Annotated in this window: 20 protein-coding genes; 16 read left to right on the top strand and 4 right to left on the bottom strand. The window is 35.8% G+C overall.

Annotated features, from left to right (window positions below):
- The first annotated feature begins 11 nt into the window (after positions 1-11).
- From LNP19_RS12350 to LNP19_RS12285, 14 genes are all read left to right on the top strand, one after another.
- Positions 12-1,187, top strand: coding sequence for a 2-isopropylmalate synthase (locus tag LNP19_RS12350; RefSeq protein ID WP_230062217.1), 1,176 nt, complete (start codon positions 12-14; stop codon positions 1,185-1,187).
- 22 nt (positions 1,188-1,209) lie between these two features.
- Positions 1,210-2,328 carry a 3-isopropylmalate dehydrogenase gene (gene leuB, locus LNP19_RS12345; RefSeq protein WP_230062216.1) on the top strand — a complete coding sequence of 373 codons (1,119 nt, stop codon included), beginning with the start codon at positions 1,210-1,212 and terminating at the stop codon, positions 2,326-2,328.
- A 269-nt stretch (positions 2,329-2,597) separates the two neighbouring features.
- Positions 2,598-4,271, top strand: coding sequence for a dihydroxy-acid dehydratase (gene ilvD, locus LNP19_RS12340; protein WP_230062215.1), 1,674 nt, complete (start codon positions 2,598-2,600; stop codon positions 4,269-4,271).
- 65 nt (positions 4,272-4,336) lie between these two features.
- A complete protein-coding gene (ilvB, locus tag LNP19_RS12335) occupies positions 4,337-6,031 on the top strand; it encodes a biosynthetic-type acetolactate synthase large subunit (protein ID WP_230062214.1) in 1,695 nt (564 codons plus the stop codon).
- 4 nt (positions 6,032-6,035) lie between these two features.
- Positions 6,036-6,560, top strand: a complete 525-nt coding sequence (gene ilvN / locus LNP19_RS12330; protein ID WP_230062213.1) for an acetolactate synthase small subunit — start codon at positions 6,036-6,038, stop codon at positions 6,558-6,560.
- A 15-nt stretch (positions 6,561-6,575) separates the two neighbouring features.
- Positions 6,576-8,042 carry a ketol-acid reductoisomerase gene (ilvC, locus tag LNP19_RS12325; protein WP_230062212.1) on the top strand — a complete coding sequence of 489 codons (1,467 nt, stop codon included), beginning with the start codon at positions 6,576-6,578 and terminating at the stop codon, positions 8,040-8,042.
- A 505-nt stretch (positions 8,043-8,547) separates the two neighbouring features.
- Positions 8,548-10,455 carry an acetate--CoA ligase gene (acs, locus tag LNP19_RS12320; protein WP_230062211.1) on the top strand — a complete coding sequence of 636 codons (1,908 nt, stop codon included), beginning with the start codon at positions 8,548-8,550 and terminating at the stop codon, positions 10,453-10,455.
- A 222-nt stretch (positions 10,456-10,677) separates the two neighbouring features.
- On the top strand, positions 10,678-11,802 hold the full coding sequence (locus tag LNP19_RS12315) for an NAD(P)/FAD-dependent oxidoreductase (RefSeq protein WP_230062210.1): 1,125 nt from the start codon (positions 10,678-10,680) through the stop codon (positions 11,800-11,802).
- A gap of 9 nt (positions 11,803-11,811) precedes the next feature.
- Positions 11,812-12,525 (top strand): methyltransferase domain-containing protein, encoded by a 714-nt coding sequence (locus LNP19_RS12310; RefSeq protein WP_230062209.1) that lies wholly within the window; start codon positions 11,812-11,814, stop codon positions 12,523-12,525.
- Positions 12,522-13,574 (top strand): type III polyketide synthase, encoded by a 1,053-nt coding sequence (locus LNP19_RS12305; protein WP_230062208.1) that lies wholly within the window; start codon positions 12,522-12,524, stop codon positions 13,572-13,574. Before LNP19_RS12310 ends, LNP19_RS12305 begins: the two co-directional genes overlap by 4 nt.
- Before the next feature lie 12 nt (positions 13,575-13,586).
- A complete protein-coding gene (locus LNP19_RS12300; RefSeq protein ID WP_230062207.1) occupies positions 13,587-14,015 on the top strand; it encodes a 3-hydroxyacyl-ACP dehydratase FabZ family protein in 429 nt (142 codons plus the stop codon).
- 47 nt (positions 14,016-14,062) lie between these two features.
- The gene (locus LNP19_RS12295) at positions 14,063-15,337 is read left to right on the top strand and encodes a beta-ketoacyl-[acyl-carrier-protein] synthase family protein (protein WP_230062206.1); all 1,275 of its coding nucleotides are present in this window, start codon (positions 14,063-14,065) and stop codon (positions 15,335-15,337) included.
- 9 nt (positions 15,338-15,346) lie between these two features.
- Positions 15,347-15,601 (top strand): acyl carrier protein, encoded by a 255-nt coding sequence (locus tag LNP19_RS12290; protein WP_230062205.1) that lies wholly within the window; start codon positions 15,347-15,349, stop codon positions 15,599-15,601.
- A complete protein-coding gene (locus LNP19_RS12285; protein ID WP_230062204.1) occupies positions 15,598-16,095 on the top strand; it encodes a 4'-phosphopantetheinyl transferase family protein in 498 nt (165 codons plus the stop codon). Before LNP19_RS12290 ends, LNP19_RS12285 begins: the two co-directional genes overlap by 4 nt.
- On the opposite strand, the gene LNP19_RS12280 is transcribed toward LNP19_RS12285, so the two are convergent.
- Complete coding sequence (locus tag LNP19_RS12280) at positions 16,088-16,684, bottom strand: 3'-5' exonuclease (RefSeq protein WP_230062203.1); 597 nt, start codon at positions 16,682-16,684, stop codon at positions 16,088-16,090. The genes LNP19_RS12285 and LNP19_RS12280 overlap by 8 nt on opposite strands.
- Positions 16,685-16,686: 2 nt before the next feature.
- A complete protein-coding gene (locus tag LNP19_RS12275) occupies positions 16,687-18,603 on the bottom strand; it encodes a DUF294 nucleotidyltransferase-like domain-containing protein (RefSeq protein ID WP_230062202.1) in 1,917 nt (638 codons plus the stop codon).
- Positions 18,604-18,919: 316 nt separating this feature from the next.
- Here LNP19_RS12275 and LNP19_RS12270 point away from each other — a divergent pair, with 316 nt between their 5' ends.
- Positions 18,920-20,131, top strand: coding sequence for a multidrug effflux MFS transporter (locus LNP19_RS12270; protein ID WP_428979030.1), 1,212 nt, complete (start codon positions 18,920-18,922; stop codon positions 20,129-20,131).
- Between the two features lie 83 nt (positions 20,132-20,214).
- On the opposite strand, the gene LNP19_RS12265 is transcribed toward LNP19_RS12270, so the two are convergent.
- Positions 20,215-21,501: an NAD(P)/FAD-dependent oxidoreductase gene (locus LNP19_RS12265; protein ID WP_230062201.1), complete on the bottom strand. Its 1,287-nt coding sequence runs from the start codon at positions 21,499-21,501 to the stop codon at positions 20,215-20,217.
- A gap of 197 nt (positions 21,502-21,698) precedes the next feature.
- Between LNP19_RS12265 and LNP19_RS12260 the strand changes: the two genes are divergently transcribed.
- Positions 21,699-22,553: an EamA family transporter gene (locus LNP19_RS12260; RefSeq protein WP_230062200.1), complete on the top strand. Its 855-nt coding sequence runs from the start codon at positions 21,699-21,701 to the stop codon at positions 22,551-22,553.
- Between the two features lie 218 nt (positions 22,554-22,771).
- On the opposite strand, the gene LNP19_RS12255 is transcribed toward LNP19_RS12260, so the two are convergent.
- Positions 22,772-24,109: a DEAD/DEAH box helicase gene (locus tag LNP19_RS12255; protein ID WP_230062199.1), complete on the bottom strand. Its 1,338-nt coding sequence runs from the start codon at positions 24,107-24,109 to the stop codon at positions 22,772-22,774.
- Positions 24,110-24,146: the final 37 nt, after the last annotated feature.

Below are 24,146 nucleotides of genomic sequence, written 5' to 3'. Positions count from 1 at the left end.
AATAAATGAAAATGAATAGAGAGAAAGTTCAAATTTTTGATACCACTTTGCGAGATGGAGAACAGGTCCCAGGATGTAAATTAGATACCAAACAAAAACTCGTGATAGCCAATCGCTTGGATGAAATGGGTGTCGATATTATAGAAGCTGGTTTTCCTGTTTCTAGTCCGGGAGATTTTTTATCTGTTTCTGAAATAAGCAAGATTGTAAAAAATGCTACAGTTTGCGGTTTAACAAGAGCCGTAAAAAATGATATTGATGTTGCCGCTGCTGCATTAAAATTTGCTAAAAAACCACGTATTCACACCGGAATTGGAACTTCTGATTCTCATATCATTCATAAACTTCAAACCACAAGAGAAGATATTATTGCCAGAGCAAAGTTTGCTGTTGCACATGCCAAGTCTTATGTTGAAGATGTCGAATTCTATGCCGAAGATGCTGGTAGAACCGACAATGATTTTTTGGCCAGAGTTTGTGAGGAAGTAATAAAATCAGGAGCGACCGTTTTGAATATTCCAGATACTACAGGCTATTGTTTACCGGAAGAATATGGTGCAAAAATAAAATACCTGAGAGAAAATGTAAAAGGTATTGAAAACGTGATTCTTTCTTGTCATTGTCATAATGATTTAGGAATGGCTACCGCCAATTCGATTGCAGGAGCTGTAAACGGTGCCAGACAAATAGAATGTACTATTAATGGAATTGGAGAAAGAGCCGGAAATACGGCACTTGAGGAAGTGGTGATGATTTTTAAACAACATCCTTATTTGAATTTATATACAGATATTGATTCTAAACAATTGAACGAAATGAGTCGTTTAGTTTCTGAAAGTATGGGAATGATGGTGCAACCCAATAAAGCTATTGTAGGAGCGAATGCTTTTGCACACAGTTCAGGGATTCATCAAGATGGAGTGATTAAAAACAGAGCTACTTATGAAATTATGGATCCCTTAGATGTGGGTGTCAATGAATCTTCCATTGTTCTTACTGCCAGAAGTGGTAGAGCAGCTTTGGCTTACAGAGCTAAAAAAGTGGGTTATGAATTGACCAAAGTACAGCTGGATATTGTGTATGTTGAGTTTTTGAAATTTGCAGATATTAAAAAAGAAGTTTTGGATGATGATATTCATCAAATCATTGCCATCTGCAAAATACAAAGTGATTTAGTTAGAAATTAGGATTCTTAAAAAGAATGAAGCCATGAATTTAAAAATAGCGGTACTAGCGGGAGACGGAATTGGTCCTGAAGTAATTTTGCAGGCGAAAAAAGTTTTATATGCTGTTGGTTCAGTATATAATCATGAATTTGTTTTTGAAGATGCACTTATGGGAGCTGTGGCTATCGATAAAACGGGAAATCCGCTACCAGAACAAACCCTTAATTTGTGTTTGAATACAGATGCTGTTTTGTTTGGAGCTATTGGTGATCCTAAATACGATAATAATCCCGATGCAAAAGTACGTCCGGAGCAAGGATTGTTGAAATTAAGAAAAGAGTTAGGTCTTTTTGCAAACATTCGACCAATAAAGCCTTACAAAGCCTTATTAGATGCTTCGCCTTTAAAAAGAGAATTTATCGAAGGTACTGATTTTACAATTTTCAGAGAATTAACTGGTGGAGTTTATTTTGGAGAAAAAAAATTAAACGAAGCAGGAACAATCGCTTCTGATTTATGTGAGTATTCAGAGGAAGAAATTTCCCGAATTGCACATTTGGCTTTCCAATCAGCACAAAATAGAAGAAATAAAGTCACTTTGGTCGATAAGGCAAATGTGCTTGAAACTTCCCGTTTGTGGAGAAAAGTAGTCAAAAAAGTCAGCGAAGATTATCCTGAAGTAGCATTGGATTTCTTATTTGTAGATAATGCCGCGATGCAAATTATATTAAACTCAAAACAGTTTGATGTCATTTTGACTGAGAATTTATTTGGTGATATTTTATCCGATGAAGCCAGTGTAATAACAGGGTCAATCGGATTGTTAGCCTCGGCTTCATTGGGAAAAACAAATGCGCTTTTTGAACCTATTCATGGTTCTTATCCGCAAGCAGCCGGAAAAAACATTGCAAATCCGATTGCTTCTATATTATCTGCTGCTTTATTATTGGAGCATTTTGGACTTTTTGAAGAAGCCAAAAATGTGTATGAAGGAGTAAAAAAATCTATTGAATACCAAGTGGTCACCATTGATTTAAATCCGGGATCGACATTTGGAACCAATGAAGTTGGGGAGTTTGTCTCTAATTTTATTCTAAACAAGGATGACTTATTGTATTTCAATAGAAATAATGTCCATATAGGACAGTCGACTATTGTCTAATAGACAATAGTCAAAAGACATTAAATAATCTGGATTGATATATTTTTTAGTTGATATATTTTTTTGTTTCATTTGTTTTTATACATTTGGCACATCAAAAAAAGATAAATGAAACTATTTGTTATTATTCCTTCAATTATTAATGTCATTGTGATTATCACATGGGCAGAGGGAATGGTATAGATATAAGTAAAAAGATATTTAAAACCTCCCATCTATTTGGGAGGTTTTTTTTTGCAATAAATTTAAAATACACAAACAGAAATAAAATGGAATTAAATAAATACAGCAAGACCATAACGCAAGATGAAACACAACCGGCAGCACAAGCAATGCTGTACGGAATTGGTCTGACTGAAGAAGATTTAAAGAAAGCTCAAGTTGGAATTGTAAGTATGGGTTATGAAGGAAATACTTGCAACATGCACTTGAACGACTTGGCAAAAGATGTGAAAAAAGGAGTTTGGGATGCTGACTTAGTAGGTCTAATTTTTAATACTATTGGTGTTAGCGACGGAATTTCAAATGGTACAGACGGAATGCGTTTTTCGTTGGTTTCACGTGATGTTATTGCTGATTCTATTGAAACAGTTATGGGAGCACAATGGTATGATAGTTTAATTGCTATTCCTGGATGCGATAAAAATATGCCAGGAGCCTTAATTGCTATGGGAAGAGTAAATCGCCCTGCATTGATGGTTTATGGAGGAACAATTCATTCTGGTAAATGGAAAGGAGAATCTTTGAATATTGTATCTGCTTTTGAAGCTTTAGGAAAAAAATTCAATGATACTATAACCCCAGAAGATTTTAAAGGAGTTATTCAAAATTCTTGTCCAGGAGCTGGTGCTTGTGGCGGAATGTATACTGCTAATACAATGTCATCAGCGATTGAAGCCTTGGGAATGAGTTTGCCATACAGTTCTTCTAATCCTGCTTTAAGTGAAGAAAAAAGACAAGAATGCCTTGATGCTGGAAAAGCCATCAGAGTATTATTGGAAAAAGATATTAAGCCAAGAGATATTATGACTCGTGAAGCTTTTGAAAATGCCATTACACTGGTAGCTGTTTTAGGGGGTTCTACTAATGCCGTGATGCACTTGATTGCCATGGCTCATGCTGTAGATATCGAAATAACCTTGGCCGATTTTCAGGCAATAAGTGACAGAACACCTGTTCTTGCTGATTTGAAACCAAGTGGAAAATACATGATGGAAGATTTACACGCTGTTGGTGGAGTTCCTGCGGTGTTGAAATATCTATTGAAAGAAGGATTCATTCATGGTGAATGTTTGACTGTTACTGGAAAAACAATGGCCGAGAATCTTGCCGCTGTTCCAGATTTAAATGATGGTCAAGAGGTGATTCATGAAATTCAAAAAGCACTAAAATCAACTGGAAACATTCAAATATTATACGGAAACCTTGCTTCTGAAGGAGCTGTTGCTAAAATTAGCGGAAAAGAAGGAGAATATTTTGAAGGACCAGCTGTGATTTTTGAAGGAGAATTTGATGTAATTCCAGGTATTCAAGCCGGAAAAGTAAAGCCAGGAGATGTAGTCGTCATCAGGAATTGTGGACCAAAAGGTGGTCCAGGGATGCCTGAGATGCTAAAACCAACTTCTGCCATTATGGGAGCGGGACTAGGAAGTAGTGTTGCTTTGATTACAGATGGTAGGTTCTCTGGAGGTTCACATGGCTTTGTGGTAGGTCACATTACACCAGAAGCCTATGATGGAGGCGGAATTGCTTTAGTTCAAGATGGTGATTTAATTACTATTGATGCAGTTAAGAATACCATCAATTTGAAAATTTCGGATGAAGAATTTGCGGCCAGAAAAGCGAGTTGGGTTCAACCAGCTTTGAAAGCAACCAAAGGAGTTTTATTGAAATACGCAAGATCCGTTTCAAGCGCATCAACAGGATGTGTTACCGATAAATAACGACAAAAGAAAATGAATTTGAAATTTTAGAATTAAAAGTCAAATTCGAAAAATAAAAATACCAAATGGGAAAAACTAAAATATCAGGCGCCGAAGCCGTTATTAGATGCTTATTAGAAGAAGGAGTAGACTTGGTTTATGGATATCCTGGTGGAGCTATAATGCCGGTTTACGACGAATTATATAAATTTCAAGATCAATTACATCATGTTTTGGTGCGCCACGAACAAGGAGCAACCCATGCAGCGCAAGGATTTGCGAGAGCAACAGGAAAAGTTGGGGTAGCAATTGCTACTTCAGGACCTGGAGCGACTAACTTAGTAACTGGAATTGCCGATGCACAAATAGATTCGACACCAATGGTTTGTATCACAGGCCAAGTAGGAAAACATTTATTAGGATCGGATGCGTTTCAGGAAACGGATATTATCGGAATTTCAACTCCGATAACCAAATGGAATTATCAAATTACAGAGGCTTCGGAGATTCCGGAAATCATTGCAAAAGCATTTTATATTGCAAGATCAGGGCGTCCAGGACCGGTTTTGATTGATATTACCAAAAATGCGCAATTCGACGAATTCGAATTTAGTTATAAAAAATGCACCGGGATTAGAAGTTACAATCCAAAACCGACTCTGAACCTTGAAAAAGTACAAGAAGTGGCACAACTAATAAACAATGCCAAAAAACCTTTTATCGTTTTTGGTCAAGGAATTATTCTAGGAGAAGCCGAAGCGGAGTTGAAAGCATTGGTAGAAAAATCCGGAATTCCGGCGGCTTGGACAATTTTAGGTCTTTCGGCTTTGCCAACAGATCATCCTTTAAATGTTGGAATGGTAGGTATGCACGGAAATTATGGACCGAATATTTTGACCAACGAATGTGATGTTTTAATTGCATTGGGAATGCGTTTTGATGATCGTGTGACCGGAAATTTAGCCACTTATGCCAAACAAGCTAAAGTAATTCACTTTGAAATAGATCCAGCCGAAGTAGATAAAAACGTAAAAACAGAAGTGGCTGTTTTGGCCGATGTTAAAGAGGCTTTGACTGCTTTACTGCCTTTTATCGAAGAAAAGAAACACGAATCTTGGCACAATGAGTTTAAGGAGAAATACAAGATTGAATTAGAGACTGTAATCAACGATGAGTTAGAACCAAAGAGAGAAGGAATTTCGATGGGAGAAACAATCGAAATGATTAATAAGCATTCTAAAGGAGATGCAATTATGGTTTCGGATGTGGGACAACACCAAATGTTTGCTTGTCGTTATGCCAAATTCAATTCGACCAAAAGTAACGTTACTTCGGGCGGTTTAGGAACGATGGGATTTGCTTTGCCAGCGGCCATTGGTGCCAAAATGGGAAGACCGGATCGCGAAGTGGTTGCTATTATTGGAGATGGAGGTTTCCAGATGACCATTCAGGAATTGGGAACAATTTTTCAAACCAAAGTTCCAGTAAAAATTGTGGTGCTAAACAATGAGTTTCTTGGAATGGTGCGTCAATGGCAGCAGTTGTTTTTTGACAAAAGATACGCTTCAACGGAAATGATTAATCCTAATTTTATAGCTATTGCCGAAGGTTATTATATTAAAGCTAAAAAAGTAACCAAAAGAGAAGATCTGGATGCCGCAGTTGCTGAAATGATGGCTTCAAAAGAATCTTATTTCCTTGAAGTTATGGTAGAAAAAGAAAACAATGTATTCCCAATGATTCCAACAGGAGCTTCGGTTTCGGACATTAGATTAAGTTAATATTATGGAAAATAAAACATTCACCATTTCTGTTTATTCAGAAAATAACGTGGGCTTACTCAACAGAATATCAGGAATATTCTTAAAGCGTCACATCAATATACTGAGTTTAAATGTTTCAGAATCAGAGATTGAAAAAGTTTCTCGATTTATTATTGTGGTTAACACAACCGAAAAATGGGTACAGAATATTGTAGGTCAAATTGAAAAGCAAATTGATGTTATCAAAGCTTTTTATCATGTTGATGAAGAAACTATATTCTTGGAAAACGCTTTGTTCAAAATAGAATCGGGCTTATTATTTGACGAAAGACAAATTCAGAACATCATAAAAGAAAGTCATTCGGAAATAGTTACGGTATCGAGAGATTTTTTTGTGATTTCAAAATCAGGCCGACGTTCAGATATAGAGGAATTATACAAAAAATTAAAACCTTTCGGAATCATGCAATTTGTGCGTTCAGGAAGAATTTCCGTTTCTAAGGAAAGAATGCAAATATCAACACTATTAGAAGAATTAGAAAAATAAATAAATATAAAAACAATGGCAAATTATTTCAATACATTACCACTTAGATTACAATTAGAACAATTAGGCGTTTGCGAATTCATGGATCAATCTGAATTTGCTGATGGCATCGAAGCATTAAAAGGAAAAAAAGTAGTTATCGTAGGTTGCGGTGCTCAAGGTTTGAATCAAGGTTTAAACATGAGAGATTCTGGTTTAGATATTTCTTATGCTTTGCGCGCTGAAGCGATTGCTCAAAAAAGAGTATCTTATATGAATGCGGCTGATAATGGTTTCAAAGTGGGAACTTATGAAGAATTAATTCCAACAGCTGATTTGGTTTGTAATCTTACACCTGATAAACAACATACTGCTGTAGTTACGGCGATTATGCCATTGATGAAACAAGGATCTACATTGGCTTATTCTCACGGTTTTAATATCGTTGAAGAGGGAATGCAAATTCGTAAAGACATTACTGTAATTATGTGTGCGCCTAAATGCCCTGGATCTGAAGTTCGTGAAGAATATAAAAGAGGTTTTGGTGTTCCAACTTTAATTGCAGTTCACCCTGAAAATGATCCAAACGGAGAAGGTTTAGCTCAAGCAAAAGCTTACGCTGTAGCCACTGGAGGTCACAGAGCGGGAGTTTTAAACTCTTCATTTGTTGCCGAAGTAAAATCGGACTTAATGGGAGAGCAGACTATTCTTTGCGGAATGTTGCAAACCGGTTCAATCTTATGTTTTGACAAAATGGTTGAAAATGGAATCGAGCCAGCTTATGCTTCAAAATTAATCCAATACGGATGGGAAACAGTAACCGAAGCCTTGAAACACGGTGGAATTACCAATATGATGGATCGTTTGAACAATCCTTCAAAAATTGAAGCATACCGATTAGCCGATGAATTAAAAGACATCATGCGTCCTTTGTTTCAAAAACACATGGATGATATTATTTCTGGGGAATTTTCAAAAAACATGATGATTGATTGGGCTAATGACGATATCAATTTATTGACTTGGAGAGCAGCTACAGCTGAAACTAATTTTGAAAAAACAGCGCCAACAGAAGCTCACATTTCAGAACAAGAATATTTTGATAATGGAGTGTTGATGATTGCTATGGTAAAAGCGGGTGTCGAATTGGCTTTCGAAACTATGACAGAAACCGGAATCATCGAAGAATCGGCTTATTACGAATCTTTACACGAATTGCCGTTGATCGCTAATACGGTAGCCAGAAAAAAATTATATGAAATGAACCGAATCATTTCGGATACTGCAGAATATGGTTGTTATTTATTTGACCACGCTTGCAAACCGTTATTGACTGAGTTCATGAAAACCGTTGATACTAATGTAATAGGAAAACCTTTCGCTACCACAAATGGTACTGATAATACAGTTCTTATTGCAGTTAATAAAAGTATCCGTCAACATCCAATTGAAGAAATTGGTGAATGGTTGAGAGAGTCGATGACGGCTATGAAAAAAATATAAAGATTAAATTGAGGAGTTACGACACATGTTAATGTGTTGGAATTTGCACTGTATCATTTATTTCTATAATATTTTGAATTAGTTAAACGATTTATTAAAATTTCAAAAATGAATATAGTTGCTTATTGCATCACTTAGTTTGCAAAGGAGTTGTAAACTAAGTGAGGTGATTCCTTTAATAAAGTGACACTGTTAGAGGGACTATATTCTTATATTATAGCAGGTAATAGTGTATTTAACATCCAAGTTCTTTTAGGTGGTTGGGTTTTGTTGCGTTTTACCGCATATCTTAATGTTGAAATTGTTGTTAATGAAAAAAGGCGGGTAGGAAATCTACTGCGCCTTTTTTGATACATGAGAATTTCACTAAAACAACCTATTATTAGATAAAATACATTTAATTGAATGTTTTTATATGAAATATATTTTTTTTTAATATAATTAATGATTTAAATTGTTTTAAGAATAGAGAGGGATTTAATACATTTATAAAAAATTAAAAAGCATGAGTTATTATAAAATTGAAAATTTAGAACAATACTTTAAACACTATAATAAATCAGTTCGTGAGCCTAGAAAGTTTTGGGGCAAAATAGCCGAAGAAAATTTTACTTGGTACCAATTATGGGACAAAGTAGTAGATTTTAATATGGCTGAGGCTGAAGTAAAATGGTTTACCGAAGCAAAAGTAAATATTACAAAGAACTGTATAGACAGACATCTTAATAAGAGAGGAGACAGAACAGCCATTATTTTTGAGCCTAACAGCCCAGATGAGGAAGCATTACATATCAGTTATAATGAATTGCATCAACGTGTTTGTAAAATGGCCAACGTTTTACGCGAGCAAGGAATTAAAAAAGGAGATAGAGTTTGTATTTATTTACCTATGATTCCTGAACTGGCAGTTTCCATCTTGGCTTGTGCTAGGATAGGAGCGATACATTCGGTTGTTTTTGCAGGATTTTCAGCTTCAGCTGTGGCTAGCAGAATTATTGATAGTGAATGTAAAATGGTGATTACTTCTGATGGTGGTTACCGCGGAAATAAGACAATTGAATTGAAAGGAATTATTGATGAAGCTTTAGTAAATTGTCCTTCTGTTGAAAGTGTATTAGTTGCTAAAAGAACAAATACAGACATTCATATGAAGCCGGGGCGTGATCAATGGTTGCAACCACTTTTTGATGCTGCATCGGATAATAATGTTGCTGAAATCATGGATGCAGAAGATCCTTTATTTATATTGTATACTTCTGGTTCTACCGGGAAACCAAAAGGAATGGTGCATACCACTGCCGGATACATGGTACATACGGCTTATACATTCAAAAATGTATTTAATTATGAGGATAATGATATCTTTTGGTGTACTGCCGATATAGGTTGGATTACCGGACATTCCTATATTCTATATGGTCCTTTATTGAATGGTGCTACAACCGTTATTTTTGAAGGAGTTCCTTCTTATCCTGATTTTAGTCGCTTTTGGGAAATTATCGAAAAGCATAAAATAACGCAATTTTATACGGCACCTACAGCTATACGAGCTTTGGCCAAAGAGAGTTTGGACTATGTTCAAAAATACCCTTTGAAGACTTTAAAAGTGATTGGTTCTGTTGGCGAACCTATCAATGAAGAGGCTTGGCACTGGTTCAACGATCATGTAGGTGGAAAACGTTGTCCGATTGTTGATACTTGGTGGCAAACAGAAACCGGTGGAATTATGATTTCTCCAATTGCATTTGTAACCCCTACCAAACCAACTTATGCTTCCTTGCCGTTACCGGGAATTCAACCTGTTCTGATGGATGAAAAACGCAACGAAATAGAAGGAAATCAGGTAACTGGAAGTCTTTGTATTAAATTCCCTTGGCCTGGAATTGCCCGAACCATCTGGGGTGATCACCAACGCTATAAAGAGACTTATTTTAGTGCCTTTCCAGGTAAATATTTTACGGGTGACGGTGCTTTACGTGACGAAGTAGGTTATTATAGAATTACGGGTCGTGTAGATGATGTTGTCATTGTTTCTGGTCATAATTTAGGAACGGCACCAATCGAAGATGCCATAAATGAACACCCGGCAGTGGCAGAAAGTGCAATTGTAGGTTTTCCACATGATATAAAAGGAAATGCATTATATGGTTTTGTGATTTTAAAAGAATCAGGTGAGTATCGAGATAGAGAAAATCTGTCTAAAGAGATCAATCAACAAATTTCAGACCATATTGGGCCAATTGCAAAACTTGACAAAATTCAGTTTGTTTCAGGTTTACCAAAAACGCGCTCCGGAAAAATTATGCGTCGAATTTTGCGTAAAATTGCTGAAGGTGATTTCTCTAATTTTGGTGATACTTCTACTTTATTAAATCCAGAGATCGTTGACGAAATTAAAGACGAAAGAATTTAAAACCAAAAATAATTAGCCAACTAAAAAACTGCTCCACAAAATGGGGTAGTTTTTTTTTACATAAGCATTTCATTTGAAGGAAATTGCTTAAATTAGCAGGATTATGAAATCGCCATTATCAATAAGTTTGCGTAAGCAAACACAGATAAAAAAAAGGTGACCCGAGCTTGCGAACTGGCGAAGCATACCATATATGACCGCTGATAATTAGATTTTACATATATGAAAATAAAAACTCCTGTAATTATCGTAGGCGGAGGTTTGGCTGGTCTCACAGCGGCAATTCATTTGTTGAAAATAGGAATAGAGGTAATTTTGATAGAAAAAAATGAATTTCCAAAACACAAAGTTTGCGGAGAATACATTTCAAATGAAGTTTTACCTTATTTTCAATGGTTAAACATAGATATTCAAGAACTGAGGCCTGTTTCCATTAGTAAGCTACAATTTTCAATTGAAAACGGTCAAACAATTAATTGCAAGTTACCATTGGGAGGTTTTGGAGTCAGTCGCTATGCTTTAGATGAATTTTTGTATAAAAAAGTTGTAGCTTCTGGTTGTCAAATGATACAAGATAATGTGGAAAGCGTAGTTTTTAGCGACAATCAATTTAAAGTTTCTACTTCAAACAGCGGCATTTTTGAATCTGAAATTGTGCTGGGTGCTTTTGGAAAACGTTCCAATATCGATCAAAAGTTAAGCAGAAAATTTATTCAAAAAAAATCATCATGGTTAGCTGTCAAGGCGCATTATAGGTTTGATTTTCCTGATGATGTAGTGGGTTTACATACTTTTGAGGGTGGTTATTGTGGGCTTTCAAAAGTAGAGAGTAATAGGGTTAATGTTTGTTATTTGACGCATTATGATACTTTTAAAAAATACCTGAATATTGAGGAATTTCAGCAGAAGGTAGTTTCTGTAAATCCACATTTGAAGCTTATTTTTCAAAAGGGCAAAATGCTTTTTGAAAAACCTTTAACAATCAGCCAAATTTCTTTCGAAAAGAAAAATGCTGTCGAAAACCATATACTGATGATTGGAGACAGTGCGGGTTTGATTCATCCTTTGTGCGGCAACGGTATGGCAATGGCGATTCATGGAGCCAAGATTGCTTCGGAATTGACAGGGGATTATTTTAATGCTAAAATTGGTTCAAGAAGCGAATTGGAGCAACGCTACAATACAGCTTGGAAGACTAATTTTGAAGAAAGATTAAAAACAGCTCGTTTTTTAACTAAGATTTTGCAAAGACCAAAACTGACGGGATTTGTCATGCAATTGTTGGTTTTGTTCCCTTCTTTATTGGCTTTTATTATTCGAAAAACGCATGGTAAATCCATCCTTTAAAAAAAATAAATGGGACTAAACACTAAACATCGAATAGACCGACAGGAAATCATAGACGATTTTACTATGGAAGGCGAAGTTTTGCGTGAAGCCTTGGATAAAATTGCCAAAATTAATCAACTTTTAGGAGGAAATAAGCTAACTTTATCTGGAGTCAAAAAGTTGATTTCGAATAATTTGAACACTATTGAAATAACCATTGTAGATGTGGGTAGCGGCAATGGAGACATGCTGCGCATTCTGGCTGATTATGGCAAAAGAAACAATTTGAAATTGAATTTAATAGGGATTGATGCCAATGATTTTACGGTGAATTATGCCCGTCATTTGTCAAAGAGATACGCTAATATATCCTATCGCTGCCTGGATGTTTTTGATAAAGAATTCAACGAGATAAAATACGATATTGCACTATGCACCTTGACCTTACATCATTTTAAAGAAGATGAAATCCTGAAATTAATGTCCGTTTTTTATAGGAATGCTAACCTAGGAATAGTGATTAATGATTTACACAGAAGCGCTATATCTTATCGCTTGTTTCAGTTGCTCTGTTATGTTTTTAGGCTAAATACCATTTCAAGAGAAGATGGATTGACATCAATTTTAAGAGGTTTTAAAAGAGAGGAATTAAGCCGTTTTTCTGAGAAAAATAACTTTAAAAAGTATAATATTCAATGGAAGTGGGCTTTTCGCTACCAATGGATAATTTCAAAAATATGAGTGTAAAAATACATACGGTCAGCAAGCAACTTCCGCGATATTCAAGAACCACGGCCGAAATTATTCCGTTTCTTGATATTTGGCTTTCGGGACAGGATGATCGATTCATCAGGAAAGTAAAGAAAATTTTTGAAGCTGCGGCAGTTGATAAACGCTATTCCATAATGGATCCCATTGAAGTTTTTACCAAAGCATCCTTCGAAGAAAGAAATACCATTTATGTGCGGGAAGTCATTGATTTAGGAGAAAAAGTACTACAAAAATCCTTGGGACAATCCAATTGGAAACCCGAAGATTTAGATTATATCATCACGGTGAGCTGCACCGGAATTATGATTCCTTCTTTGGATGCTTACTTGATTAATAAACTAAAATTACGTCAGGATATTGTTCGGCTTCCTGTGACTGAAATGGGCTGTGCTGCGGGAATTTCGGGAATTATTTATGCCAAAAATTTCCTCAAAGCCAATCCCGGAAAGCGAGCAGCTGTAATTTCTGTAGAGAGTCCTACCGCTACCTTTCAGCTCAATGATTTTTCAATGGCTAATATTGTAAGTGCGGCAATTTTTGGAGACGGAGCAGCCTGCGTCTTGCTTTCTTCTGATGAAGCCGATGAAGGACCGGAAATTCTAGATGAAGAAATGTATCATTTTTATGACAACGAACACATGATGGGCTTTAAACTTACTGATTCAGGCTTGCAAATGATCTTGGATATTGAAGTTCCTGATACAATCGCTTCCCATTTTCCTGATATTATTCATCCTTTTTTAAAAAAGAACAATATGGAAATTAGCGATATTGATCATTTAATTTTCCATCCCGGTGGGAAGAAAATTGTTCAAACTGTTGAAGGTTTATTTTTAGATTTGGGTAAAAATATCGATGATACCAAAGAAGTATTGCGTCTGTATGGCAATATGTCGAGCGCAACGGTTTTGTATGTACTGGAACGATTTATGGATCGCTTACCGCCAAAAGGAGAAAAAGGACTCATGTTGAGTTTTGGTCCAGGATTTTCGGCTCAAAGAGTGTTATTGCAATTTTAGTCCAAAGTAAGTATGAAAAGCGAAGAAATTATAGCAAAACTACCGTATTCTAAACCCTTTTTGTTTGTCGATGAAATAATCGAAATCAATGAAAATAGGGTAGTAGGGAGTTATACATTTGATGAAAAAGCAGATTTTTACAAAGGGCATTTTAAAGATAAACCTATTACTCCAGGGGTGTTATTAACCGAAGTTATGGCGCAAATAGGCTTAGTGTGCTTAGGAATATATCTGTTAAAAAACAGCTTTAGTAAAGATACTTCAATTGCCTTAACATCAACTGATATCGATTTTTTAATGGTAGTACTTCCAGGGGAAAAGTTAACTGTTTTTTCGGAAAAAATATACTTTAGATTTGGAAAATTAAAATGTAAAGTGCTAATGAAAAATGAACAGGGGACCGAAGTCTGTAAGGGAACAATTGCCGGAATGATGATTTGAATGAATTTTTGTCGAAAGATATTTTTTTAATAAAAAAGCAGATATAAATGGACAGCAGAGTTGTAATTACAGGACTTGGAATTGTATCGCCAAATGGAGTAGGGCTCGATGCTTTTACACATGCCATCAAGAATGGAATTTCAGGAATCAAGCACGATCCTGAACTCGAACGTTTGCAATTTTCCTGTCAGATTTCGGGAAAGCCTGTAATTACAGATGAATTAAGATTGCACTATTTTTCTGAATTAGAATTAAGAGGTTTTAATTCGACAGGGATTTTATATGGAGTTATCGCAGGAATAGATGCTTGGAAAGATGCCGGATTAAGTATAGAAATCAATGAAGAACCTGACTGGGACAGCGGAACTATTTTTGGAACGGGAACATCGGGAATCGATAAATTTCGTGAAAGCATCTATAAAATTGATGATTTTCAAACCCGTAGACTAGGAAGTACAGCTGTGGCACAAACGATGAATAGCGGAGTTAGCGCTTACTTAGGTGGGAAATTAGGTTTAGGAAATCAGGTTTCATCAAATTCCTCTGCTTGCACCACAGGTACCGAAAGTATTCTAATGGCCTTTGAAAGAATTAAATCCGGTCAGGCAAAACGGATTTTGGCAGGAAGTACCAGTGATTCCGGTCCTTATATTTGGGGCGGTTTTGACGCTATGCGAGTTTGTACTTTCAAACATAATGAATCGCCAGAAAAAGGATCCAGACCCATGAGTGCGAGTGCGTCCGGATTTGTACCGGGAAGTGGTTCGGGCGCATTGGTTTTAGAAGACTTAGAAAGTGCTTTGGCGCGTGGAGCTAGAATTTATGCCGAAGTTTTAGGTGGAAACATCAATTCTGGCGGACAAAGAGGTTTGGGAACAATGACGGCTCCAAATCCTAAAGCGGTTCAAAAATGCATCAAAGATGCTTTGGTAAATGCGAAGATTCATCCAGATAAAATAGATGCTATAAACGGGCATTTAACAGCCACATCCAAAGATAGTTTAGAAATAGAAAACTGGAGTAAAGCTTTAAATAAAACTGGAATTCATTTTCCTTACATCAATTCTTTGAAATCGATGGTTGGGCATTGTTTATCAGCAGCCGGAAGTGTTGAAAGTGTCGCTTCGGTATTGCAGTTGCATCAGGACTTCCTTTTTCCGAATATAAATTGCGAAGACTTGCATGCCGAAATTACTAATACTATCGATGCTTCCAGAATCCCGAGACAATTGATCAAAAAAGAATTGAATGTTATTATTAAAGCCAGTTTTGGTTTTGGAGATGTCAACGGATGTGTTGTCTTTAAGAAATTTAATCACTAAAATAAAATTATGAATAGAGAAGCAATAATTGAACAGTTAAGAATTATCGTAAAACCGTATATTCAAAATCAGCAAGCCTTTAGTGATTTGACTGAAGAAACGGATTTTATTAATGATTTAAGAATAAATTCTGCAAATCTGGTAGATGTTATTTTAGATATTGAAGAAAAATTCGATATTATAATCGATAATAAGGAAATGGAACAGATGATTAATGTGAAAGCAAGCTTGGATGTTATTGCATTTAAATTATCCGAAAAATGATTGGGAATGATATTGTAGATTTGGCGCTAGCCCGAAAAGAAAGTAACTGGCAAAGGCCTCACTTTCTGGACAAAATTTTCACTTCCTATGAACAGCAGCTGATTTTAGAGGCCGAAAATCCTGAAATTATGGTTTGGAATCTCTGGAGCAGAAAAGAAGCCGCTTACAAAATCTACAATAGATCAACTGGTATTAGAGCTTTTATCCCAAGGCAATTAGAATGTATTTATGAGGATGAAGCTCGGGGTTTGGTTATTTGCAAAAAGAATATTTATCACAGCCAAACCACGATAATAAATGACGAAATCCATACGATAGCTGTTGCTAAAAAGGATTTTTTTAACCAAATTCAGCCAATTAGACCGATCAAAAATATCCAAAAAATAAACGGAATCCCGTTTTTGGTTGATCGTTCAGGGATTATCTTGAGACCAGTTTCTATTAGTCATCATGGACGTTATAATGCTTGTATCACTATAAAAAAAATTATTTAATGCCTAATCTTGATTTTAATTTTAAGAACAACAAGGCTGTTCTATAAGCATCTTCAGAAGAAGAATTCCGGTCGCTTATGGGTATTTTGTAAATTTGGGATAACTCATCCAGTGAAAATTGCTTATCCGTAATATCGTTTAATTTTCGATGCATGATATCAATATCCAAAGCTTCATTTTTTAAGCGGCCACATCCTAATCTTTCTAAGGCGGCATTGAACATTTCAACATCAAAATCAACGTGATGGCCAACTAATACGGCGTTTCCAATGAATTCAATGAAGGCTTTTATGGCTTCAGGCTCACTTAATTTGGGTAGCTTGCTTTCGATAATAAATTCATTAGAGAGCTGATTGTCATGAAGGAATTTGTATTGTAATAAAACGGCCTCAAAACTATCGCTGATGAGAATACTGTCATTAACAACCGCAAAGGCTGAAATAGATAAAACAACATCTTTGTGAGGGTTTAGCCCTGTTTTTTCAGTGGATAAAATGACATAACGGCTTGATTTAGAATCAAATTTGGATATATAGGTTTTCCAAAATTCAGGATGTTCTTTATTGATATATTTTAACCAGTCCAACATAATTATGAAAATTGAGTCAATTGAAATTTATTTTTTATTAATTCTTCCAATTCCTTCATTGGAGCAAGTGCATTTTTCAGTTTTTCCTTGTCAATTTTTGACATTTCTTCCAGATTGATATATTGTCCCGCATCATCATTTTTCAATCCTTCCAAGGTTCTAAATTTGGATAAAGTTAGAAAAGCTTCGGCGCAATTCAGATAAATTTCGGAATGCTTTGGATCCGTTATAGCAAGTTGTTTAAATCGAAGATAGGTGTTGTTAATTCCAATTAAATCATAGCTCAAAGCAAATAAACGCGCACTATCCACTAAAGGCATTAAAGCGCGTGTTTTTATATCAAAAAAGTCTTTGTAAACGCCTTCCTCTTCCACAATAAATTTTTTGAAAAAACTCAAAGGCGAGTGCTTTCTTAGAGCGTCATTTCCTAAAAAATCAAAAAACAGCGTATTGTTTTTGGCATTTCTGAAAACAACATTAGTAATTGCATCTTCAATTTTTTGTTCTCCAATGACAAGCTCATAATCAAAGAAAATACTGCTGAGTTCATTGCTGTTTTCACCTGGAGTATTCATCCAAGCATCATATTGTTTTACCCAATCTGTCAGGGATTTACACCACATCATATTGCTTCCCATATGTCCGTTTGGACACAATTGATAGCCTACTTTTTCAAGAGTTAGTGTTGTCTTTTTTCCTAATTTAAGGAAATAATCCTTTACTTCTCTGTATTTTTCGGCGGCAACATCTTCAAAAATCAAGATACTGTCTTGGTCGGTAAGCAATAATTGTTCTTTTCTGCCTTGACTTCCAATGCTTAACCAAGCAAATCGAGCAGGAGGTGAGCCTAAATCTAAAATGGAGAGCTCGACCGCTCGCTTGATTATAGCAAAATTTATCTCACTTGCAATGTTATTAATATGGGTAAGCGGTATGTTTTTAAATATTGAATTTTGGATTAAATCAGCCAATCGCAAACGAATTTGCTGTAATTCTTTTGAACTTTGAGAGCGTTTGATCTCTTTTATCAAAACTCCAGGATTGTTAGCTTGAGCAATAACCAAATCATGTTCAGAAATAACTCCTCTGATAACGGATTTATTTGTTCCATCTTGAGTAACGCATAAATGAGTTACGTTATTTTTGAGCATCAGCAATTGGGCTTCTGCCAATGAAACATTTTCAATAACCGTTATTGGTGGTTTTGACATGATTGTAGCTACAGGGACGGTATTTGCGTATCTTCCAGTAGCAATTTTTGAAGACATATCTGTATGGGTAACAATCCCAATAGGCATATTGTTTTCGCTGACAATCGCGCTATTTAATAAAGTTTCGGCCATTAACTGTGCAACATCTTTGACAATTGCGTCTGCTGTGACCACTATTGGATTGCTATTATAGCTTAAAGCTTGAAAAAATTGCATTTCGGCCTTTTGATCAGAGTAAAATACCGTATCCGAAATAATACTTTTACCTAGGTTTTGGCTGGTTTTTGTTTGGTGTGAGTTTGCCGCAAAATTCTCTAATAAAAAATCCAAAACCGCAGCGTTATTGGCTACAAATGGTCTGAAAACAGCAATTGGAATAGCATAAACAATACTTTCTTCGCGTGCTTTTGCTGTCATCATATAATTGTTCTTTGCAAAAAACGGACGCAAGCCAAAAATAGCACCTTCGTGGCATTTACTCAAAATAGTTTCTTCGGCATCCGCAATGGCGTACAAGTTGATCAGTCCAGAGTTTACCATATAAAAACAATCATGCAAAGGATCATTAATTTGGAACAAAGTCTTATTTTTTTCTAAATTTAATACACGAATATTTACTGCAATTTCAGAAAGTTCTTGAAATGTCAATTGATCAAATGGCGCGTATTCTTTTAAAAAATCTGCAATATGTTCCGCAATTGTATTCATAGGTGTTTCTAGATTTAGAAAACAAAATTAAGGAATTAAACATTTAAAATTCATTTCTATTTGTTGTTAAATTGTTGTTTTATAAAAAATGTATTTTTGATTTTTTCTGTTCTAATTTTAGGAGAAAGCTTAGATTTAGGATAGAAGCCATTTATGGGCAATAAAAGAGCAAATGAAGTGTTTCTAATAAATTCTATTTTACATAATATAAATTATAGTTCAAAAATGCAACCTTATTAAAAAAGCCAATTTAAAATCTGGAATCACTGCTATAAACAATCTCTAATCTCTACCTTTGCAAAAAAATAAAATAATTTTGAATACAAACACTACTATAAGCAAATCCAGATATTTTAAACTAATTCTTATTCTAGGTTCTCTGACGGCTTTGGGACCGTTTTCAATCGATATGTATTTGCCGGGATTTTCAGGAATTGCAAGAGATTTAGACACTACAGTTGCCGAAGTTGCGATGACTTTGTCGAGTTATTTCATAGGGATTTCTGCGGGACAATTGCTTTACGGACCATTGTTAGACCGTTTTGGCAGAAAAAAGCCTTTATTTATTGGATTATTGGTTTATATATTGGCTTCTTTGGGTTGTGTATTTGTCAACGATATTGATACTTTTATAGGTTTGCGATTCATACAAGCTGTGGGTAGTTGTGCAGCAACTGTAGCTTCGATTTCGATGGTTCGCGATCTATTTCCGGTACGAGATATCCCAAAAGTGATGTCGTATTTAATGCTTGTCGTTGGGCTTTCGCCAATGTTAGCGCCAACAGTTGGCGGTTATGTCACCGAAGCTTTTGGTTGGCATGCGGTTTTTTTGATTTTAATGTGCATTGGAATTCTGATTCTTTTAGCAGCTCATTTTGGTTTACCGCATACACATAAACCGGATACTTCAATTTCGCTAAAACCAAAACCTATAATTCTTAATTTTTGGAGTGTTATCAAAGAACCTCAATTCTATACCTATGCTTTAACTGGTGCTATAGCATTTTCAGGCTTGTTTACTTATGTTGCGGCTTCGCCTATTTTATTTATGCATATTTTTGAAGTAGATGCTAAAACCTACGGTTGGATTTTTGCTTTTATGTCTTTGAGTTTAATAAGCGGTAGTCAGCTTAATTCTTTATTGTTAAGGAAATTTAGTAGTGAACAAATGATTTTTGGCGCATTGATTACACAATCTATGATTAGCGTCATTTTCCTTATTTTGTCTTTAAATGATGCATTAGGTTTATATGAAACAATTGGAATGCTATTTTTATTTCTGTCTTGTTTAGGAGTTGCTAATCCAAATACGGCTGGGCTTACTCTTGCTCCTTTTGCCAAAAATGCCGGAAGTGCTTCGTCTTTAATGGGAGCTATTCAGCTTGGATTGGGTGCTACGGCATCATTTGCAGTAGGGATATTTCTTAAAGATTCTATGGTTCCTATGACCGTAATCATGATGGTGTCAACTGTTCTGGCTTTTATTGTTCTAAATATTGGCAGACGTCGTATTAAAGTTAAATACTAGGTTTAGAATTTGTTTTTCGAATAAAATAAACTACTCCATAGAAACATCCTATTTCTATGGAGTAGTTTAGTATTATCTTGAAATTAACAAAGGGTTTCTTTGTCTGTTAAACTTTGTTTGCTGTCCGGTCTAATAATCATTCGTAAAGATTGATCTTTAGAAAAATAAGCAATTGTCCAGTTGTAGAATGTTTGCAATCGGTTGCGATAGGTTATCAATGAAACCAAATGAACAAATAACCAAATCATCCAAGCCAAAAAGCCATTGAAGTGCCAGTTGGGTTTAGGTAAGTCGACCACGGCTTTCTTTTTCCCGATGATAGCCATGGTGCCTTTGTCATGGTATTTAAAAGGAACTAAAGAACTATTTTTATTGATAGCCTTAAAGTTTTTAGCGAGATTTATTCCTTGCTGAATGGCTACTTGAGCCACCTGTGGATGTCCTTCAGGGAAATTTTCATCGGTGAGTTGAATGCAGGTATCACCTATGGCATAAATATTTTCGGTTCCATTAATCTTATTGAAAGCATCGGTAGCCATTCTTTTTCCGCGACCATAACTCTCGGCAGGAATTCCTTCAAAAGCTTTAGCCGAAACCCCTGCGGCCCAAATCAGGTTTTTAGTTTGTATACTTTCGCCGTTAGACATGTAAACGGTGTCATCAACATAATCCACTACTCTGCTGTTCAACTTCACAACAACTCCTAGTTTTGTTAGCGCTTCCAGTGTATCTTCTTGCGAGGCTTTACTCATTGGGGACAACAAAGCCTCTGAACCATCAATCAAATAGATATTGCTGGCTGTGGTACTGAGTTCAGGATATTCTTTTCTAAAAATGTTTTTTCTCATTTCGGCAAACATGCCTGAAACTTCAACACCTGTAGGACCTCCGCCTACAACAACAATAGTTAGTAGTTTTCTGCGTTTTCGGATGTTTTTACAAATGGAAGCTTTCTCCAAATTTTTCAAAACGGTATTGCGCATCTCAATAGCATCATTGAGCGTTTTCATGGGAATCGCATTTTTCTTTACGTTTTCCATACCAAAATAACTGGTTTCGGCTCCCGTGGCAAAAACCAAATGGTCGTAATCTAATTCTCCGTTATTGAGCACCACTTTATTCTCAGACGGGATCACTTTTAGCACTTCGCCCAAACGAAATTGAAGATTTTTTTTACCTGCAAAAAATTTTCGAAAGGGATAACTAATGCTCGAAGGTTCTAAAAAAGCCGTAGCAACTTGATAGATTAGCGGCGGAAAGAAATTATAATTGTTTTTGTCTACTAGAGTTACCTGAATTCCCTCTTGGTTTAACAGCTCTTTAGCAAGGTTAAGTCCTGCAAATCCGCCACCGATTATTACAATATTCATATAATGTTGTTTAATAATTTTAATAAAAAAATAGCCTTTATAAACTTACAAAATTTATAGAGGCCACTGGAAAATGAACTATTAAAAAAGGGTTAAAACTTTCCTGCTTCTTTTTGTTCTTTTAATGGATAAGGCAATTCACAACACTTTGAACTATAAATTTTGTACTTTTGCGCCCCGAAATCCTAAGATTAAAAGTGAAAAATAAATTACTCAACATACCACCAATACCGGCTGTTCTTTTAGCAATACTAAGTGTTCAGAGTGGCGCAGCAATTGCAAAAAGTCTTTTTCCTACTATTGGTGCTAGTGGAACCGCCTCGCTGAGAATTGGTATATCAGCAATCCTATTGTTGGCTGTTTTCAGACCTAATTTGCTAAAAATAAGCAAAAATCAATGGAAAATTGTCGTTCCTTATGGTTTGTCTTTAGGAGCAATGAATTTGATTTTTTATCTGGCAATAGAGAGAATTCCTATCGGATTAGCAGTTACATTGGAATTTATAGGCCCATTACTGGTGGCTGTTTTTGGCTCAAAACGTTTGATCGATTATTTATGGGTTCTTCTTGCCTTGGCAGGAATTATTTTGATTGCTCCTTGGACAACAAATAACGGCATAGATTTATTAGGGGTTCTATTTGCTTTATTGGCGGGAGTATTTTGGGCTTTTTATATCGTTTTAGGTGGGAAAATTTCAAAAATAATGAAAGATGGAGAAGCTGTTGCCACTGGAATGCTCTTTGCTTCCTTATTGATTATCCCTTTTGGAATTATAGGAAATGGACTCAGTAATCTAACGCCAACGTTGGGTTTTTTAGGCATAGCTCTTGCTCTTTTGTCCAGTGCAATTCCTTTTACATTAGAAATGAAAGCACTTGGCCAACTTCCAGCCCGTACATTTAGTATTTTAATGAGTTTAGAACCGGCAGCAGCTTCTATTTGTGCTTTTTTATTTTTACAAGAGCACCTTAGTTTTAACGAGGTTTTATCTGTTATTTTTGTAGTAATAGCTTCAGCAGGATCAACACTTACTTCTAAATCAAGAACTTAATATAAGTTTTACTATTTGTGCAAAATGAAAACCTTAAAAAGCATTTTATTTTCGTTCGTATTCAATTTCATTGCCTTCAAGATCTTTGATTTTAACAAAGTGAAGTTGCTCAAGAAGTTTAATTGCTTTTTATGACTTGTGCTAATTTAAAACAAAAAAACCATTGCACTACTTCTTCAAGCAATTGCAATGGTTTTATTCTTTATTTTAAAAAAAAACTATTTCTTTTTTTGTCTTTTTTCTTGTTTTTCTGTCGGTTCGTTTTTGTTTTGCAACAAATAATTGGCCAAGAGTTTTTCAATTAATTCGTCTTTGGTCAGGTGATGAAAAACAGTTTTTATTTTGGTTTTCAATTCCGCGTCAACTTCGTGGTTGGGTTTGGTTTTGAAGATTTGCTTGGCCCATAAAAGCGTATTGTTTTCTTCGATGCTCAACGTGCTTGGCTTTTTAAATTCGGTGAATTTAATTCCCAATTCTTTTTCAAAATCAGCAATCTCGCCTACTTCTTCCGGTTGCAAGACTGTTAACGAAAGTCCCTTTGCTCCTGCCCTTGCCGTTCTTCCGCTTCGGTGTACATAAGCTTCATACGCATCTGGCAAATGGTAATTGACCACATAGGAAATTTCCTTTACGTCGATTCCTCTTGCCGCTAAATCCGTCGCTACCAATATATTGATATGTCCTTCGCGGAATTGCTCCATGATTCTGTCTCGGATTCCCTGTGACAAACTCCCGTGCAAGGCTCCCGAAGAAAAACGGTTAATCGCCAGATTTTTTGCCAGTTTATTTACCGCTGCTTTGGTCTTGCAAAATATGATTCCGCGTTCGCCTTCTCTGGAATTCAGGAAATGCATCAAAACATCCAATTTTTCGATGGGATCAACAACAATGTATTCATGATCAATCCCTTGATTCCCTACTATTTCCATGCTGGCACTGACTTGAACCACGTTTTTGTGCAAGTAATTCTGGATTAGTTGTTTTATGGTTCCCGGCATAGTGGCCGAAAACAATAATGTTTTGTGTTCCTTTGGCAATTCGGCAACAATTTCATCCAAGCTTTCTTTCAAAATACTGACCATTTCGTCGGCTTCATCGAGCACGAGGAATTTGGTTTCTTTTAGATTGATTGCTTTGCGCTGGATTAAATCGATCAAACGTCCCGGCGTTGCCACTACAATATGCGTTGGTGACGTCAATCGCTCGATTTGCGGTTTTATCGGGATTCCTCCGCAAGTGGCCGCAATAGAAACTTCGGGCAAGTATTTGGCAAAATCTTCAAGATTTCTAAAAATTTGCTGCCCTAATTCGCGCGTTGGAACCAAGATAACGGTTTGAACTGCTTCAGATTTTGTGTCTATTAATTGTAAAAGAGGCAATCCAAAAGCAGCCGTTTTTCCTGTACCGGTTTTGGCAAGTCCCACAAGATCAGTCTTGTTTTCTAAAAGCAGCGGAATTGTTTTTTGTTGGATTTCTGTTGGCACAACAATCTTCAATTCGGCAAGTGCCTTTAAGATGGCTTCCGAAATTCCTAAATCAGTGAATTGTTTTGACATTTTTTGGATTTATTATTTTATAAAAAATAGTTCTTTT

This window comes from Flavobacterium acetivorans, assembly GCF_020911885.1.
Taxonomy (GTDB): domain Bacteria; phylum Bacteroidota; class Bacteroidia; order Flavobacteriales; family Flavobacteriaceae; genus Flavobacterium; species Flavobacterium acetivorans.
Note: the sequence above shows the minus strand (reverse complement) of the source record. Positions and strands in the feature narration are given on the sequence as shown.